A 14139-nucleotide genomic window follows, 5' to 3' on the forward strand; every position below is an offset into this window, starting at 1 on the left:
TCGATATGACCGCAAAGCCTTTCGACGATTTCCGCACTCTGCTGGCAACGCTGCCGCCGGCGGACGCCGCCGCCGAAACCCGCGTTCGCACCCTGTTTGCCAAGGCCGACAAGCCGAAAGCTTCGCTTGGCCGGATTGAAGATGTCGCGGCATGGCTCGCCGCTTGGAGCGGGCGTGCGCCGCCGGCCGTCAATCGTCCGCTTGTGGCGATCTTTGCCGGCAACCACGGTGCCGTTCGGCATGGCATTTCGCCGCGGCCGGTTTCGGCGACCGCCAATGCCGTCGAACTCTGCGCCGCCGGAGGTGCAGCGATCAATCAGATCTGCATCGCCAACGATCTCGGCCTGAAGGTCTTCGACCTGGCGCTGGATATTCCGACCGGGGACATCACGGAAGAAGCGGCCCTCGATGAGCGCGGCTGCGCCGCCACCATGGCCTTCGGCATGGAAGCGGTCGCGGGCGGCGCCGATCTTCTTTGCCTTGGCGATCTGGGCGTCGGCAATTCAACCATCGCGGCCGCGCTCAGCGCTGCCCTCTTCGGCGGCAAGGGGTCCGACTGGGTTGGACCTGGATCGGGGGCGGACACGGCGATGATGGCGCGCAAGGCCGAAGCGGTCGACCGGGCGCTTGCTTTCCACGGCGCCGGTCTCGGCGATCCGCTCGAAGCCTTGCGCCGCGTCGGCGGGCGCGAGTTCGCGGCAATCTGCGGCGCCATTCTCGCAGCCCGCATGCAGAAGATTCCTGTGCTGCTCGACGGGTTCGTCGCGACGGCTGCTGCCGCGGTTCTGCACAAAGCCTATCCTTCCGCGATCGACCACTGCCTGCTCGCCAGCCTGTCGCCGGAGCCGGGCCAAGCCAAAGTCGCCGAACGGCTTGGGCTCGAGCCAATGCTCGATTTTGCTGTCAGTCACGGCGAAGGAGTTGGGGCTGGACTTGCCGCCGGTCTCGTCAAGGCCGCGGCGCTCACGAGCTCCGGTATGGCGGCGGCGGTTCGGGTCCAACCGGCGCCCCGGAGCTAACGCCGCCGGGCGGCGACAGCCTTGGTCGGCAGCGCGGGCAATTCCTCCATCACTCGGCTCAGCGGGAAGATGGCGATGGCCTCGGTGCCTTCGCGCAGCTTGGAGTGCAACTCGAACTCGCCGCCATGCATGTCGAGCAGACCCTGCACGATCGGCAATCCGAGGCCCGTTCCCTGTTCGGCGCTCTTGATGGCGATCGAGCCCTGGCCGAAGGCGGAAAGCACCACTGGGATTTCCTCTTCCGGTATGCCGGGGCCGTTGTCCTTGACCGAGATGTACTGACCGCCGCCCGCCGTCCAGCCGACGCGCACACGCACTTCGCCGCCCGACGGCGTGAACTTGATGGCGTTGGACAGCAGATTGAGCGCGATCTGCCGGATGGCACGCTCGTCGCCGAACAGGCGCGGCAGCGCGGTCTCGAACTCCTGGATGACGCGGATGTCCTTGTTGCGGGCTCTCAGTTCCATCATATGGCAGCAATCCTCAACGATCGTCACCAGCGCCACCGGCTCCTCGTTGAGCTGGTAGCGGCCGGCCTCGATGCGCGACAGGTCGAGGATCTCATTGATCAGATCGAGCAGATGCTGGCCGGATTCGTGCACATCATGCGCATAATCGCGATAGGTCGGGTTGTTCATCGGCCCGAGCACTTCATTGGCCATCACTTCGGAGAAACCGAGGATGGCGTTGAGCGGCGTCCGGAGCTCATGGCTCATCGAGGCGAGGAAGCGCGACTTCGCCAGATTGGCGTCCTCGGCGCGCCGCCTGGCCTCGTCGGACATGGATTTGGCAGTCTCCACCTCGGCGATCAGCGCGTCCTTCTCGGAGCGGAAGGAGAGCAGCATCCAGGATGACTGGTTGAGATGGCGCGCGACGTAGCCGAAGAAGGGCAGGGCAGCGACCAGAAGCGCCGCCATGATCCCTTCGATCGGCATCCACAGGCGCAGGACGGCATAGACATAGACCGCGACGGGAACGGCGAAGGTCGCCAATAGCGCGCCGCCGAGGGACGATGCCATCACAGCAGTCGTCGCCATGGCGACCAGGAGCACCATGGCCTTGACGACATGGAACTGGTCGACCTGGCATGTGGAGCAGCCCAGCCAGGCGAACCAGGCCCAGCCGAGGCCGCAAAGCGAATGGCCGATCAGGAAATCGCGGCGCGTCTGCACAGGGTCGAGTTCGGCCGCTTCCGCGCGCTCGACGCGCCGCGCCATGAAAGTGACGATAGCGTAGCAAAGCAGCATGAAGAGAGCCCAGACGGCGACCTGGTTGCCCAGGCCCGCGAAGCGGCCGATGGCCGCTACTACAAGCACAAGCAGAGGAATCGCCGCCGCACTGACCACCATGGCGCGTGCATGCAGCTTGAGCAGTTCGCGGTCGAAATCGAGGCTGCCGGCCTGCTGCGAAAGACGGTCACGCGTCCTGCGCACCGCGCGAGCCACATCGCTGTTGCGATGCGGTTTCCTGCGGTCCACAATGAATTTGTCCGCTGTGTCCGAGCGTAGCAAAGGCATGCAAGTTCAATTTCTGCGCGCAGCGATTTTCAGTTCGTTAAGCTACGTTCGAATGATTAAGAGACTGTTTGCCATATGAGCCGTTCCTGGTCGCGAAGACCGCGCCGGCGCTATGTTCCGCGGCCTCCGCGAAGCCTTTTGCGCAGGCTTCTGGATTACGGGCTGGCCGTGGTCCTGCTTGGCCTGTCCATCCTGGTGGCGGCGCGGCTCGACCGGTTCGAGATGCGACAGGAGCAAGGCACGGCCATCGTCAAGGACGGTGATTCGATCACGCTTGGCGCCGAGCGCATCCGCATGCGCGGCATCGACGCGCCGGAATACACACAGACGTGCCGCAAGGACGGGGCCGATTATGCCTGCGGCAGGCTTGCGCGGCAGTCGCTGGTGCGGCTGATCGCCGACAGGCCGGTCTCCTGCAGCGGCTGGCAGCGCGACCGCTACGGCCGGTTGCTCGGCGACTGCAAGGCGGGCGACACGGACCTCAACCGCGCGCAGGTACAGTCCGGATGGGCCGTCGCCTTCGGCGACTTCGAAACCGAGGAGGCCGTCGCGCGGGCTGCCAAGGTGGGCATCTGGGCTGGCTCCTTCGATCAGCCGCAGGACTGGCGCGACAGCCATCACAATCAACCCGTCGAAAGGAAGCACGGCGCACTGGCTTCGCTCGGCGATGCGTTGCGTGAGCTTGTTCGTTTCTGGTGATGCCCGCTTCGGGGGATGCTCTGTTTGCCAACATGTGGTCTTGCCAAACCGCTATGCAGTTTTGGGCGACATGCATTGCAGCGCGCCCTAAGATTGGCATGAAGATCGGAGACTGGAATGAAGCTGTTCGATGGCGGCCGGGCGCCCAACCCCAGGCGGGTTCGGGTTTTCCTGGCTGAAAAGGGGCTAGCCGTCCCTTTGGTGCCCGTGGACATGGGCGCGCTGGAGCATCGCAAGGAGCCGGTGGCGTCGCGCAATGCGCTGCGGCGGCTGCCCGTGCTCGAACTCGACGACGGGACCATCATCACCGAATCCATCGCCATTTGCCGTTATTTCGAGGAGTTGCATCCCGAGCCCGCCCTGTTCGGAACAGGCGCGCTCGGCAAGGCCATGGTGGAGATGTGGCAAAGGCGTCTGGAGCTAAACCTGATGAGCTGCGTGGCCGCCGCGTTCCGGCACATCCATCCGGCAATGAAGGAATGGGAGGTGCCGCAGATCCCGGAATGGGGCGAGGCCAACAAGCCGAAGGCCATCGAGTTCCTGCATCTCCTCGACCGGGAGTTGGCGGATAGGGAATTTGCCGCCGGCGACACCTATTCGGTCGCCGACATCACCGGGCTGATCGCCATCGATTTCATGAAGCCGGCACGCATCAAGGTGCCTGAGGAATGCGGGAATGTGCTGCGCTGGCACGCAGCGCTCTCCAGCCGGCCAAGCGCTGCTGCTTGAGGCTTGTTTTTGGAGAACCCGCCGGACATGAGCGAAGCGCTGGAGAGCCTTGCCGCCAAGGTGCGGGCTTGCCGCATCTGTGTCGAGCAGCCGCGCGGCCGGCCCCTGCCGCATCAGCCGCGCCCGGTGCTTGTGCCTTCGTCGAAGGCCCGCATCCTGCTTGCCGGCCAGGCGCCGGGCACGAAAGTCCACATCTCGGGCATGCCGTTCACCGACGCTTCCGGGGATCGCTTGAGGAACTGGCTCGGCGTCACCCCCGACGAGTTCTACGACACGGAAAAATTCGCCATCGTGCCGATGGGTTTCTGCTTTCCGGGCCAGGACACCAAGGGCGCCGACCTGCCGCCGCGGCGCGAATGCGCCACCGCCTGGCGCGCCGATCTGATGGCGCTGATGCCGCAGATCGATCTGGTGCTGACGATCGGCGGTTATGCGCAGTCCTGGCACATGGGCACGGCGCGTGGGCCGTCGCTGACGGAAACGGTCAGAAACTGGCGCGCTGTCTGGGATGCTGCAGCCGGGCCGAAAGTGCTGCCGCTGCCGCATCCGTCATGGCGAAACACCGGCTGGCTGAAGAAGAATCCGTGGTTTGAAATGGATTTGCTGCCATTCCTGCGCTCGGAAATCCGCTATCGCCTCAATTAGGCATCTTGCAAGAAATCACTCGCTTTTGCCGGCATTGGCAGAATTTCTTTCTTGTGAAAGGGCCTGATAAAAAGGATTATAGCCAAACTATTCCGCTGGAGCCTTCCCATGGACCGCCTAGACAGAAAAATTCTTCGCCTCCTGCAGGAGGACGCGACGCTTGCGGTCGCCGATGTCGCCAAGAAAGTCGGCCTGTCGACCACGCCGTGCTGGCGGCGCATCCAGAAGCTCGAGGAAGAGGGCGTCATCAAGCGGCGCGTGGCCATTCTCGACCATGAGAAGGTCAATGTGCGCGTCACCGTCTTCGTTTCGATCCGCACCAATTCGCACAGCCATGAATGGCTGCGGCGCTTCTCCGAGGTCATCCAGGAATTTCCGGAGGTGGTCGAGTTCTACCGCATGAGCGGCGACGTCGATTACCTCTTGCGCGTCGTGGTGCCCGACATTGCCGCCTACGACGCCTTCTACAAGCGGCTGATCGCCAAGATCGAGATCCGCGACGTGTCGTCCTCGTTTGCCATGGAGCAGATCAAGTACACGACCGAGATCCCGCTCGACTACATGATCCTGGACAAGGAGTCGGGGGCCAACGCGGCCTGAGCACGGCGCTCGCGCTTCCCGCTATGCGCGAAGTTGCGAGACCTAGTTCTTCTTTTTGTTGAGGAAATTCCACGGCGAGTTGACCGGGAGCGTGACGGCGTCCGGCACGCTGTCGACATCAGCCACCTCGGCCTTGCGCACGGTATAGCCGGACTGCACGATCAAGACGCCGTCCAGGATGAAGAGTTGGCTCTTCTCCATGCCGGGCTTCAGCACGCCGGTGACGGAGACCGGCTGGTATGCCTCCGCCATCCTGTAAGGATGCGCCGGCGTTACCAGCACGATCTGGTTCGGCGGCGGCGTCGGCATGTGGCTGCAGGCGCCGGTCCAAGGCACCAGCAGGAACTGGTAGACGAGGTCGCCCTCGCGATCGACCGGCAAGGCGTAGCCGGACAATTGAACGGTCTTGTCCTGCAGATTGAGCGACAGTGTCTCACCGTGATCGGGCAGTTTTGCCGCGATCATCGGCAGGTTGGCGTCCTCGGCGACCGCCTGCGTCGCCGGGCGCAAGTCTTTCCAGAAGATATGCGCGACGTCGGCCGCGGCGTCGGCTCTCGCGGTGGCGAGCATAAGCACGATCGCCAGCGTCGCGCTTGATCTGAAACGCCTGCTCATGGTGGTCATCCTCCGCCAGTCCCATTTCGGAAGCGAGTAAAAGCGTCGTGAGCTTACTTCGCTGAGATCACAGTCGTGTGGTCGCGAGCCGTTCGAGCTGTTTGACATCGGAAAGCTCCTTCACCGCGTCCTTGCCGATCCAGCGTGCCGTCTTGTCGGACGACGCCGCCAGTTTCTCGGCCAGCGCAAGGGCAGGGGCGTGCAGCGCCCTCGACCGCTTGCCGATCTGCCGCAGTGCCCAGTTCACCGCCTTGCGCACGAAGTTGCGCGGATCGCCCGCATGCCTCTCGATCAGCGGCAGAGCAGCGAGGAAGCTCGCGTCCGGCTCCTTCTTCAGATGCACCGCCGCCCAGGCCAGCATGGCAAAGGCGGTGCGGCGGACAAACTCGCGCTCGTCCTTGGCGAATTCCTCGACCAGCTCACGCCAGAACGGTGTTTGGGCGAACAGGTCGGCAACGGTATCGACAATCTCCCAACTGTCGAAATCGGCGGCCCAGCGCCGGCATTGACCGATGTCGAGCTTCTTCGGCTCGCCGGTGAAAGCGGCCATCAATCGCGCTTCGCGAATGTCGGTGTCCCACAAGAGCAGCGACCGTTCCTGGTTCTTCTTCAGCTTGCGCGCCAGCGGCCGCAGATCGGAATTGCCGACGCCCAGCGCGGTTCTCGTGTTGATGCCGAATCGCGCCATGCCGGCGCGGTTTTTCTCGCTGCCGATCGAACGCAGATGGGCGACGATCTCGTCGGCGCTCCAGCTCGGATCGGGCAGGACCATCGCCGTCTATTTTTCCAGGCGGGCGAGCAGCGAGGATGTGTCCCAGCGCCTGCCGCCCATGTCCTGCACGTCCTTGTAGAACTGGTCGACCAGCGCGGTCACCGGCAGCTTGGCGCCGTTGCGGTTGGCCTCGGCGAGGCAGATGCCGAGATCCTTGCGCATCCAGTCGACGGCGAAGCCGAAATCATATTTTCCGGCGTTCATCGTCTTGTGGCGGTTCTCCATCTGCCAGGAGCCGGCAGCGCCCTTGGAGATCACCTCGATGACCTTCTCAATGTCGAGCCCGGCCTTCTTGCCGAAATGGATGCCTTCGGCCAGCCCTTGGACGAGGCCGGCAATGGCAATCTGGTTGATCATCTTGGTGAGCTGCCCGGCGCCCGCGGGTCCCATCAGCCCGACCATGCGGGCATAGGCATCGATGACCGGTCTGGCCTTGTCGAAGGCGGCCTGCTCGCCGCCGACCATGACGGTCAGCACGCCATTCTCGGCGCCCGCCTGGCCGCCCGACACCGGCGCATCGAGGAAGGAAAAGCCGGCCTTGTCGGCGGCTTCGGCCAATTCGCGCGCGACTTCGGCCGAGGCTGTCGTGTTGTCGATGAAGACCGAATCCGCCTTCATCGCGGCAAAGGCGCCGCTGGCGCCGGTCGTCACCGAGCGCAGGTCGTCGTCATTGCCGACGCAGGAGAAGACGAAATCCTTGCCTTCGGCCGCCTCGGCCGGTGTCAGCGCCAGTCTGCCGCCATGCTGGGCGACCCATTGTTCGGCCTTGGCGGTCGTGCGGTTATAGACGGTGATGTCGTGGCCGCCCTTGTTCCTGAGGTGCCCGGCCATCGGATAGCCCATGACGCCAAGACCGAGAAATGCAACCGATGCCATAAGCCTGCCTTCCAACAAAACAGAGGTTTCAGTGGCGGAAGGTCTAGGCTATGCGAAAAATTCGTCAAGGCGCGCAAAGCCGCATCGACTGGTGCAGGCCCGTCCGCTGACGACGCTCTATCGTTTGAGGTGAATGGTGATCCGGCGTTCGATCCATTCGACGCCGTGACGCAGGATCTCGACCAGCACCAGGTAGACGATCGCCACCCAGATATAGGCCTGGATGTCGAAAGATTTTGCGTAGGCGAGCTTCGCGTTGCCCATCAGGTCGTAGACGGTGATGATGGCGACGATCGCGGAAGCCTTGATCATCAGGATGAGCTCGTTGCCGTAAGGCCGCAGCGCCACGATGATCGCCTGCGGCATGATCACCTTGCGCAGCGTCTGCAGCTTGTGCAGGCCAAGCGACGCCGCGCCTTCCCACTGGCCCCGCGGAACGCTTTCGATGGCGCCGCGCAGGATCTCGGCCTGGTAGGCGGCGGTGTTGAGCGAAAAGGCAAAGACGCCGCAGTAGAACGCCTCGCGGAAGAACCACCATAGTCCGACGGTTTGCAGCTCGGGGCGGAACGAGCCGATGCCGTAATAGACGAGGTAGGTCTGCACGAGCAGCGGGGTGCCGCGGAAGAAGTAGACGTAGCAATAAGCCAATCCGGAAAGGATGCGGTTCTTGGACATCCGGCCGTAGGCAACCGGCAACGAGAGAATAGCGCCCGCCACCATCGAAACGGAGACCAGCGACAGGGTGGTTGCGAGCCCCTGCAGATAGGCCGGCGCGTATCTGGCGAAGAAATCGGCGTTCCAGGCGTGGACCAGATAGGCCACGATGCCGATGCCGAAAAGGCTCCAGAGGCCGACCAGCGCGTAGCCTATGATGCGCACGCGCGGCCAGCCGCGAGCCCGGGGCGGTGGCCTGTCAACCGCAATAGCCTGGCTGACGCTCATCGAGCCTCCCTCCGCCCGAGCGAGCGCTGGATATAGCCGGTGGCGACCGAGGACAGGATGGCCAGCACAAGGAAGACCAGCGCCGCGACACTGTAGAAGAGGAAGGAATGCTTGGTGACGCGCGCCGCGACACCGGCATTGCGCAAGGTTTCCGCTAGGTTGACGACCGACACCAGCGAGGTGTCCTTGAGCAGGCTGAGCCAGCAATTCTCCAGACCGGGGAAGGCGATGCGCAGCAGTTGCGGCAGGATCACCAGGCGCATCGTCTGCCATTTCGAAAGGCCAATGGCGTAGCCGCCCTCATACTGGCCCTTGGGAATGGCGCGAAAGGCGGAGAGAAAGACTTCGCTGGCGTAGGAGGAGAAGATCAGCGCCAGCACGATCATGCCGGCAATGAAGCTGTTCACGTCGATTGTCGCCTCGGGCTCGAACAGGCGGACGACATATTGCAGCAGCAGCGGCATGCCGAAGAAGAACAGGAACAGCGTCACCAGCTCGGGCAGGCCGCGAAAAACAGTGGTGTAGATGTTGGCTGCGAGCCGGAGCGCGGGCTCTTCGTGCTGCTTGGCGAAGGCGACGAAGAACCCGATCGCCAGGCCTATCGGCAATGTCGCAAGCGCCAGCGCGACCGTGACCAGCACACCAGACGCAATGTCGTCACTCCAGCCATCCGGTCCCCAACTGAGAAGTGTCCAAATGCTTTGGGCTGGCATTGGCGGGGCGTGTCTCCGTGGCGATCCCGGAATGGAGGCAGGGCGGCGAGGTGATCCTCACCGCCCTGGGCGCAAATGATCAGGACTCGGCGCCGTAGACGTCGAACTTGAAGTACTTGTCGTTGATTTCCTTGTACTTTCCGTTCTTGCGGATAGCGTCGATCGCGGAATTCAGCTTGTTGACCAGGTCGGTTTCGCCCTTGCGCACGGCAATGCCGGCGCCCGGTCCGAAGATCTCGACCGGCTGCGGCGAGGGTTGGCCGAGGATCTTGCAGCAGGCGCCGTCGGGCGAATCCAGCCACTGCTGCAGCACGACTATGTCGTCCTCGATGGCGTCGAGACGGCCATTGGCAAGGTCGGCCTGTTCCTCGGGGCTGCTCGGATAGCCCTTGATCGTGCTGTCGGTGTAGGTCTTCGAGGCATAGTTGAAGTGGGTCGTCGTGGTGGCGACGCCGATCGTCTTGCCGGCGAGGTCTTCCTTGGTCACGCCCTTGAGCGGCGAGTCCTTCGGCACGGCGATCGCCGACGGAGTGTTGTAATATTTGTGGGTGAAGTCGACCTTTTCCTGGCGCTCTGGCGTGATCGACATGGAAGCGACGATGGCGTCGAACTTGCCGGCCTGGAGCGCCGGGATGATGCCGTCCCAATCCTGCGCGACGAAGGTGCACTTCACCTTCATTTCGTCGCAGAGGGCCTTGGCGATGTCGATGTCGAAGCCGACCAGCTGGCCGTCCGAGGTCAGGTTGTTGAAGGGCGGGTACGCGCCTTCGGTGCCGATCCTCAGGGTCTTTTCCTGAGCCTGGGCGACGCCAAGTGTCAGCAGCGCGGCCGAAGCGGCAAGCGCGATACGCAGTGCAATACGCATGATAATCCTCTCATATTGTCATGGCCGCTGTCCCGTGCGGCTCTTGTGGGCGGAGCCTTTTTGACCGCCCGCTGCGCGGGATACTCCCACTCTTTGCAAGAAAAAAGCAACTGCAAAAACAACAGCAAACGGCAATCGCCGTGTGCCGCTGCGTTACTTGGCTGGACTGACGAGACCGGTCGCGCGCTCGATAAAATCGGCTATCGATTTCGTGTCGTCGAGGTTGAAGACGGGCAGCTTTTCGCCTTCGACCGGAAAGTCGGCGGCGACAGCCACGATGTTCGGGTCGTTGATCGAAAGCGGCGTCCGGTCCTTGGCCTCCAGCCGTCTCGCTTCGATCTTTTGGTGTGCTTCGCGCTTGTAGCCTTCGACCAGCACGATGTCCGAGGGCGCCAGCCGCGCCAGGATGTCGTCCAGCGTTGGCTCGTCCTCGTTGCGCAGTTCGTGCATCAATGCCCAGCGCCGGCCGGAGACGATCGCGACCTCCATCGCGCCGGCCTGGCGGTGGCGGAAACTGTCTGTGCCGGGCTTGTCGATGTCGAAGTCATGATGGGCATGCTTGACCGTCGAGACCGTCCAGCCGCGCCGAACCAGTTCGGCGACCAGCTTTTCGGTCAGCGTCGTCTTGCCGGAGTTCTTCCAGCCGGTGATGCCGAACACGCGTCTCATGGCTCAAGGCTTTGCAACAGACGCTCGGCCTCCGCAAGATCGTCGGGCGTGTTGATGTTGAAGAACGGGTCGATCCGCTCGCCTCCGGCTTCGAGCATCGGAAACTCCACCTCGACAAAACCATGCCGCTCCATGAAGGCCGAGACCCGTCGATTGTCCTCCTCAACCAGGAAATGGCGCAGCGCATCGCGCAGGCCGAGCGGCCAGAGTGCGAAGGTCGGGTGCCACCTGCCGTCGGAACTGGCGACCGCGATCGCGCCCGGCCGTGCCCGAGCGGCAACGGCCAATCGCTCGACGAGATCGCCAGGGAAGAACGGCGTGTCGCCGGCCGCGCTGACCAGCGACCGGTAGCCCGTGTCCGCTGCCGCCCATTCAAGGCCGGTGAGGATGCCGGCGAGCGGGCCGGCATGGTCCTCTATCGTATCGGCAAGCACCGGAAGGTTGGTGCCGGCAAACCGTGCCGGATCGCCGTTGGCGTTGAGCACCAGCGTGGCCACCTGCAGTGTGAGACGCGCGGCGCCGACGATCATCGGCAGGTCGGGGATATCGCCGAAGATGGCGAGGCCGAGCACTATCGACCACAGCAGCGCCGTATAGCGGAAGGGCGCGATGAAGGAGATGTCGCCCGAGCGCATCGCCATGATGATGAACTGATAGCCGATGAGCACGAGCACGGCGGCCAGCGCCAGCAGCGCCGTCGCCTCGGCGGTCATTGGCGTCCAGCCGCCCATCGACGGGAGCAGCAGCGCACCCAGGATCGTCATGGCCAGCGCAGTCGCGGTCGATACCAGCATGGTCGGGATCGCTTGCGGGATGCGCTTGGTGGCGAGATCGCGCACAGCGCAGCAGGCGACGCTCGCCAGCGCCAGCAACGAATAGGCGCTGAAACCCTCGAAGCCCGGCCGCACGATGATCAGTACGCCGGCAAAGCCGACGGCAATGGCGAGCCAGCGGCGCCAGCCGACGCCCTCGCCGAAGAACAGTGCGGCGCCCATCGTCACCGCCAGCGGCAGCGCCTGCAGAACGGCGGAGACGTTGGCGATCGGCAAATGGGCAAGGGCGATCAGGAACGACACGGTCGCGCCGGCTTCGCCGGCGACGCGCAACGCGACCATCGGCTGCAGCATGGCGCGCGGATCAGCAAGCGCGCCGCGCCGCCAGGCGAGCAGACCGACGAAGAGCGAGGCGAAGGCGCCACGCACCAGCATTACCTGCGCCATGTTCATCGATTCGGATGAGAATTTGGTGATCGCGTCGTTCAAGGTGAAGCCGATCATGGCCACGACCATGAACAGTGCGCCGCGAAGATTTGGCGAAAGAGGCAAGGGCGCTTCCGGGTTATGTTCTCTCGCAAGCGTCTAACAGCCAGCGGCAAGACAGCAACGTCAAAGAAATGGGCCACAGGAGGTTCCTGCGGCCCTCAATATCGGCTGCAATCCCGGAGCGATTATTTCGGTGTCAGCGTCTCGGTGCCGTTGCCGTTCTGGCCGGCGATGGTCCACAGCCCGTGCAACGAGCCGTCCTTCTCCACCTTGTAGACGACGAGGCCGATTTCCTTGCCCATCACATAGCCGGCGGAAAAGGCATCATCGTTGCGCATGCAAATGCCGTCGGAGGACGAGCCGCCGGTTTCCCAATGGATCGTGCAGGTTGTGTCGCTGGTCAGTGTGATGGTTGCCTCGCCGCCATATTTCGATCCGTCGAAATTGGTGCCGGCGACAGTGTAGGTGCCACCGATCGACTGAGCGGCCGCAGGCACCAAGGCAATCCCGAGCATTGCAAGCGAAGCCAAGAATTTGCGCATGAGAATTCCCCCTGAATGCGAAAATCGCTTCATGAGGCTAGGCCGGAACAAGTCGGCGGTAAATCGGGTGGAAGTCGGCGCGGATGGTTTATTTCCAGTGCGCCGAGCGCAGCTCAAGGGCCGCGCAGGCTGGCGGCGATCGCCCCGGTCAGCGGATCGTATTTCGCCTTAAGCGAGGAAGGATACTCGATCCAGACGGTGCGGATGACACCATCCTTTCCGAACAGGCGCCGTTCGTAGAAGACCTTGTCGCCCTTGACGCCAGAAACCACCGCCCAATTCTTCCCGGACTTGCTGTAAGTGATCTTGTAGCCCGGCCCGGTGTTTGCCTTTTCGTCGGCGACGAAGCCCTTCGGAGTGTCGTTGTCGATGTTATAAATGCCCGAGCAGGTCAGGCTGGCGCCGTCGGGCGCGCTCCATTGCTGCCCATCGCCGTTTTCTGGCTCGGGCAAGCGGTCGCTGAAAATCTCGTCGGGAAAGGTGCAGGACGTGCCGAAGCGCGCATTGACGTAGGTGAACGGCTTTGCGATTGCCGCTGTCGTCAGCAACGAGAAGGCGATCACCAAAGGCGCGCCCTGGACGAGATGAACACACTTCATGATGCCCCAAGGTCCGTGACCGAGGGTGATCCTGCACCAAATCGGAGAAAAAATCAGCCGCCGGTGACGCTCATATGGCGCGATACCGAGGGTCGGCTGGTGCGGCGGTCGATGACGAAATCATGGCCCTTCGGCTTGCGCCCGATCGCCTCGTCTATGGCCTCGCCGACCAGCTCATTGCCTTCGGAGGCGCGCAGCGGCGCTCTCAGGTCGGCGGCGTCCTCCTGGCCGAGGCACATATAGAGCGTGCCGGTGCAAGTCAGCCGGACGCGGTTGCAGCTTTCGCAGAAATTATGCGTCATCGGGGTGATGAAACCGAGCCGACCGCCGGTCTCGGCGACCTGGACATAGCGGGCAGGACCGCCGGTCTTATAAGGAATGTCGGTCAGCGTGAACTGGCGCTCAAGCGAGGCGCGCAGCAGCGACAGCGGCAGATACTGGTCCGTGCGGTCGGCGTCGATCTCGCCCATCGGCATGGTCTCGATGACCGTCAGATCCATGCCGCGACCATGCGCCCAGCGCAGCATCTCCGGTATTTCAGCGTCGTTGAAGTCGCGCAGCGCCACGGCATTGAGCTTGACCTTCAGGCCCGCCGCTTGCGCGGCGTCGATGCCTTCCATGACCTTGCCGAGATTGCCCCAGCGGGTGATCTGGCGGAATTTTTCGGCGTCGAGCGTGTCAAGCGAGACGTTGATGCGCTTCACGCCGCAGTCGGCGAGCTCGGCGGCAAAGCGCGACAGCTGCGAGCCGTTGGTGGTGAGCGTCAGCTCTTCCAGAGCGCCGCTCTCAAGATGCCGCGACAGCTGGCGAACCAGATGCATGATGTTCTTGCGCACCAGCGGCTCGCCGCCGGTGAGCCTGAGTTTCCTGACGCCCTTTTCGATGAAGACGCTGCAGAGCCGGTCGAGCTCCTCGAGCGAGAGCAGATCCTTCTTGGGCAAAAAGGTCATGTCCTCGGCCATGCAATAGGTGCAACGGAAATCGCAGCGGTCGGTAACCGACACGCGCAGATAGCTGATCGTGCGACCGAAAGGGTCGGTCATGTCCATTGCAAGCGCTTCCGTGGCCTGAGCAG

The 14139-nt window shown here is 63.4% G+C and carries 16 protein-coding genes and 2 pseudogenes; 5 read left to right on the forward strand and 13 right to left on the reverse strand.

Features of this window, described 5'->3' with window-relative positions; all coding sequences use genetic code 11:
- Nucleotides 1-5 precede the first annotated feature (5 nt).
- On the forward strand, nucleotides 6-1019 hold the full coding sequence (locus tag P9228_RS16675) for a nicotinate-nucleotide--dimethylbenzimidazole phosphoribosyltransferase (protein ID WP_278054385.1): 1014 nt from the start codon (nucleotides 6-8) through the stop codon (nucleotides 1017-1019).
- Here P9228_RS16675 and P9228_RS16680 read toward each other — a convergent pair.
- Complete coding sequence (locus P9228_RS16680) at nucleotides 1016-2536, reverse strand: HAMP domain-containing sensor histidine kinase (RefSeq protein ID WP_278054387.1); 1521 nt, start codon at nucleotides 2534-2536, stop codon at nucleotides 1016-1018. The two genes, P9228_RS16675 and P9228_RS16680, sit on opposite strands and share 4 nt — an antisense overlap.
- A gap of 75 nt (nucleotides 2537-2611) precedes the next feature.
- Here P9228_RS16680 and P9228_RS16685 point away from each other — a divergent pair, with 75 nt between their 5' ends.
- The 4 genes and pseudogenes from P9228_RS16685 (at nucleotide 2612) to P9228_RS16700 (ending at nucleotide 5209) form a co-directional block, all read left to right on the forward strand.
- A complete protein-coding gene (locus P9228_RS16685) occupies nucleotides 2612-3235 on the forward strand; it encodes a thermonuclease family protein (RefSeq protein WP_278054388.1) in 624 nt (207 codons plus the stop codon).
- A 117-nt stretch (nucleotides 3236-3352) separates the two neighbouring features.
- Nucleotides 3353-3964, forward strand: a complete 612-nt coding sequence (locus P9228_RS16690; protein WP_095780510.1) for a glutathione S-transferase — start codon at nucleotides 3353-3355, stop codon at nucleotides 3962-3964.
- Nucleotides 3904-4609: pseudogene (locus tag P9228_RS16695) on the forward strand (uracil-DNA glycosylase family protein). The gene P9228_RS16690 and the pseudogene P9228_RS16695 overlap by 61 nt, the downstream one beginning before the upstream one ends.
- 108 nt (nucleotides 4610-4717) lie before the next feature.
- Nucleotides 4718-5209: an Lrp/AsnC family transcriptional regulator gene (locus P9228_RS16700; RefSeq protein ID WP_066992738.1), complete on the forward strand. Its 492-nt coding sequence runs from the start codon at nucleotides 4718-4720 to the stop codon at nucleotides 5207-5209.
- A 42-nt stretch (nucleotides 5210-5251) separates the two neighbouring features.
- Here the strand turns inward: P9228_RS16700 and P9228_RS16705 are convergent, their stop codons facing one another.
- From P9228_RS16705 to moaA, 12 genes and pseudogenes are all read right to left on the reverse strand, one after another.
- On the reverse strand, nucleotides 5252-5824 hold the full coding sequence (locus tag P9228_RS16705; protein ID WP_066992741.1) for a DUF3299 domain-containing protein: 573 nt from the start codon (nucleotides 5822-5824) through the stop codon (nucleotides 5252-5254).
- Between the two features lie 67 nt (nucleotides 5825-5891).
- The gene (locus P9228_RS16710; RefSeq protein WP_127847382.1) at nucleotides 5892-6596 is read right to left on the reverse strand and encodes a DNA alkylation repair protein; all 705 of its coding nucleotides are present in this window, start codon (nucleotides 6594-6596) and stop codon (nucleotides 5892-5894) included.
- Nucleotides 6597-6602: 6 nt separating this feature from the next.
- On the reverse strand, nucleotides 6603-7472 hold the full coding sequence (locus P9228_RS16715) for an NAD(P)-dependent oxidoreductase (RefSeq protein ID WP_278054393.1): 870 nt from the start codon (nucleotides 7470-7472) through the stop codon (nucleotides 6603-6605).
- Nucleotides 7473-7589: 117 nt separating this feature from the next.
- Nucleotides 7590-8414, reverse strand: a complete 825-nt coding sequence (locus P9228_RS16720; protein ID WP_066992749.1) for an ABC transporter permease — start codon at nucleotides 8412-8414, stop codon at nucleotides 7590-7592.
- Nucleotides 8411-9127, reverse strand: coding sequence for an ABC transporter permease (locus tag P9228_RS16725; RefSeq protein WP_066992752.1), 717 nt, complete (start codon nucleotides 9125-9127; stop codon nucleotides 8411-8413). The genes P9228_RS16720 and P9228_RS16725 overlap by 4 nt, the downstream gene beginning before the upstream one ends.
- A gap of 79 nt (nucleotides 9128-9206) precedes the next feature.
- Nucleotides 9207-9992, reverse strand: a complete 786-nt coding sequence (locus P9228_RS16730) for an ABC transporter substrate-binding protein (RefSeq protein ID WP_066992755.1) — start codon at nucleotides 9990-9992, stop codon at nucleotides 9207-9209.
- Nucleotides 9993-10145: 153 nt separating this feature from the next.
- Nucleotides 10146-10661 (reverse strand): molybdopterin-guanine dinucleotide biosynthesis protein B, encoded by a 516-nt coding sequence (gene mobB / locus P9228_RS16735; protein WP_095780505.1) that lies wholly within the window; start codon nucleotides 10659-10661, stop codon nucleotides 10146-10148.
- Nucleotides 10658-11191 (reverse strand): molybdenum cofactor guanylyltransferase MobA, encoded by a 534-nt coding sequence (mobA, locus tag P9228_RS16740; RefSeq protein ID WP_278054944.1) that lies wholly within the window; start codon nucleotides 11189-11191, stop codon nucleotides 10658-10660. The genes mobB and mobA overlap by 4 nt, the downstream gene beginning before the upstream one ends.
- A pseudogene (locus tag P9228_RS16745) lies at nucleotides 11177-11986 on the reverse strand (DMT family transporter); the annotation flags it as partial. The pseudogene P9228_RS16745 and the gene mobA, both read right to left, overlap by 15 nt.
- Before the next feature lie 122 nt (nucleotides 11987-12108).
- Nucleotides 12109-12465 carry a hypothetical protein gene (locus P9228_RS16750; protein ID WP_067320009.1) on the reverse strand — a complete coding sequence of 119 codons (357 nt, stop codon included), beginning with the start codon at nucleotides 12463-12465 and terminating at the stop codon, nucleotides 12109-12111.
- A 113-nt stretch (nucleotides 12466-12578) separates the two neighbouring features.
- Nucleotides 12579-13064, reverse strand: coding sequence for a hypothetical protein (locus P9228_RS16755; protein ID WP_278054397.1), 486 nt, complete (start codon nucleotides 13062-13064; stop codon nucleotides 12579-12581).
- A 53-nt stretch (nucleotides 13065-13117) separates the two neighbouring features.
- Nucleotides 13118-14113: a GTP 3',8-cyclase MoaA gene (gene moaA / locus P9228_RS16760; protein ID WP_278054399.1), complete on the reverse strand. Its 996-nt coding sequence runs from the start codon at nucleotides 14111-14113 to the stop codon at nucleotides 13118-13120.
- Nucleotides 14114-14139 lie beyond the last annotated feature (26 nt).

It is taken from the genome of Mesorhizobium sp. WSM4898, assembly GCF_029625845.1.
GTDB lineage: Bacteria > Pseudomonadota > Alphaproteobacteria > Rhizobiales > Rhizobiaceae > Mesorhizobium.

Excerpts from the sequence above, each read along its gene's own strand:
- P9228_RS16675 (WP_278054385.1), top strand. The coding sequence starts at position 6 with ATGACCGCAAAGCCTTTCGACGATTTCCGCACTCTGCTGGCAACGCTG.
- P9228_RS16680 (WP_278054387.1), bottom strand. The coding sequence starts at position 2,536 with ATGCCTTTGCTACGCTCGGACACAGCGGACAAATTCATTGTGGACCGC.
- P9228_RS16685 (WP_278054388.1), top strand. The coding sequence starts at position 2,612 with ATGAGCCGTTCCTGGTCGCGAAGACCGCGCCGGCGCTATGTTCCGCGG.
- P9228_RS16690 (WP_095780510.1), top strand. The coding sequence starts at position 3,353 with ATGAAGCTGTTCGATGGCGGCCGGGCGCCCAACCCCAGGCGGGTTCGG.
- P9228_RS16700 (WP_066992738.1), top strand. The coding sequence starts at position 4,718 with ATGGACCGCCTAGACAGAAAAATTCTTCGCCTCCTGCAGGAGGACGCG.
- P9228_RS16705 (WP_066992741.1), bottom strand. The coding sequence starts at position 5,824 with ATGAGCAGGCGTTTCAGATCAAGCGCGACGCTGGCGATCGTGCTTATG.
- P9228_RS16710 (WP_127847382.1), bottom strand. The coding sequence starts at position 6,596 with ATGGTCCTGCCCGATCCGAGCTGGAGCGCCGACGAGATCGTCGCCCAT.
- P9228_RS16715 (WP_278054393.1), bottom strand. The coding sequence starts at position 7,472 with ATGGCATCGGTTGCATTTCTCGGTCTTGGCGTCATGGGCTATCCGATG.
- P9228_RS16720 (WP_066992749.1), bottom strand. The coding sequence starts at position 8,414 with ATGAGCGTCAGCCAGGCTATTGCGGTTGACAGGCCACCGCCCCGGGCT.
- P9228_RS16725 (WP_066992752.1), bottom strand. The coding sequence starts at position 9,127 with ATGCCAGCCCAAAGCATTTGGACACTTCTCAGTTGGGGACCGGATGGC.
- P9228_RS16730 (WP_066992755.1), bottom strand. The coding sequence starts at position 9,992 with ATGCGTATTGCACTGCGTATCGCGCTTGCCGCTTCGGCCGCGCTGCTG.
- mobB (WP_095780505.1), bottom strand. The coding sequence starts at position 10,661 with ATGAGACGCGTGTTCGGCATCACCGGCTGGAAGAACTCCGGCAAGACG.
- mobA (WP_278054944.1), bottom strand. The coding sequence starts at position 11,191 with ATGATCGTCGGCGCCGCGCGTCTCACACTGCAGGTGGCCACGCTGGTG.
- P9228_RS16750 (WP_067320009.1), bottom strand. The coding sequence starts at position 12,465 with ATGCGCAAATTCTTGGCTTCGCTTGCAATGCTCGGGATTGCCTTGGTG.
- P9228_RS16755 (WP_278054397.1), bottom strand. The coding sequence starts at position 13,064 with ATGAAGTGTGTTCATCTCGTCCAGGGCGCGCCTTTGGTGATCGCCTTC.
- moaA (WP_278054399.1), bottom strand. The coding sequence starts at position 14,113 with ATGGACATGACCGACCCTTTCGGTCGCACGATCAGCTATCTGCGCGTG.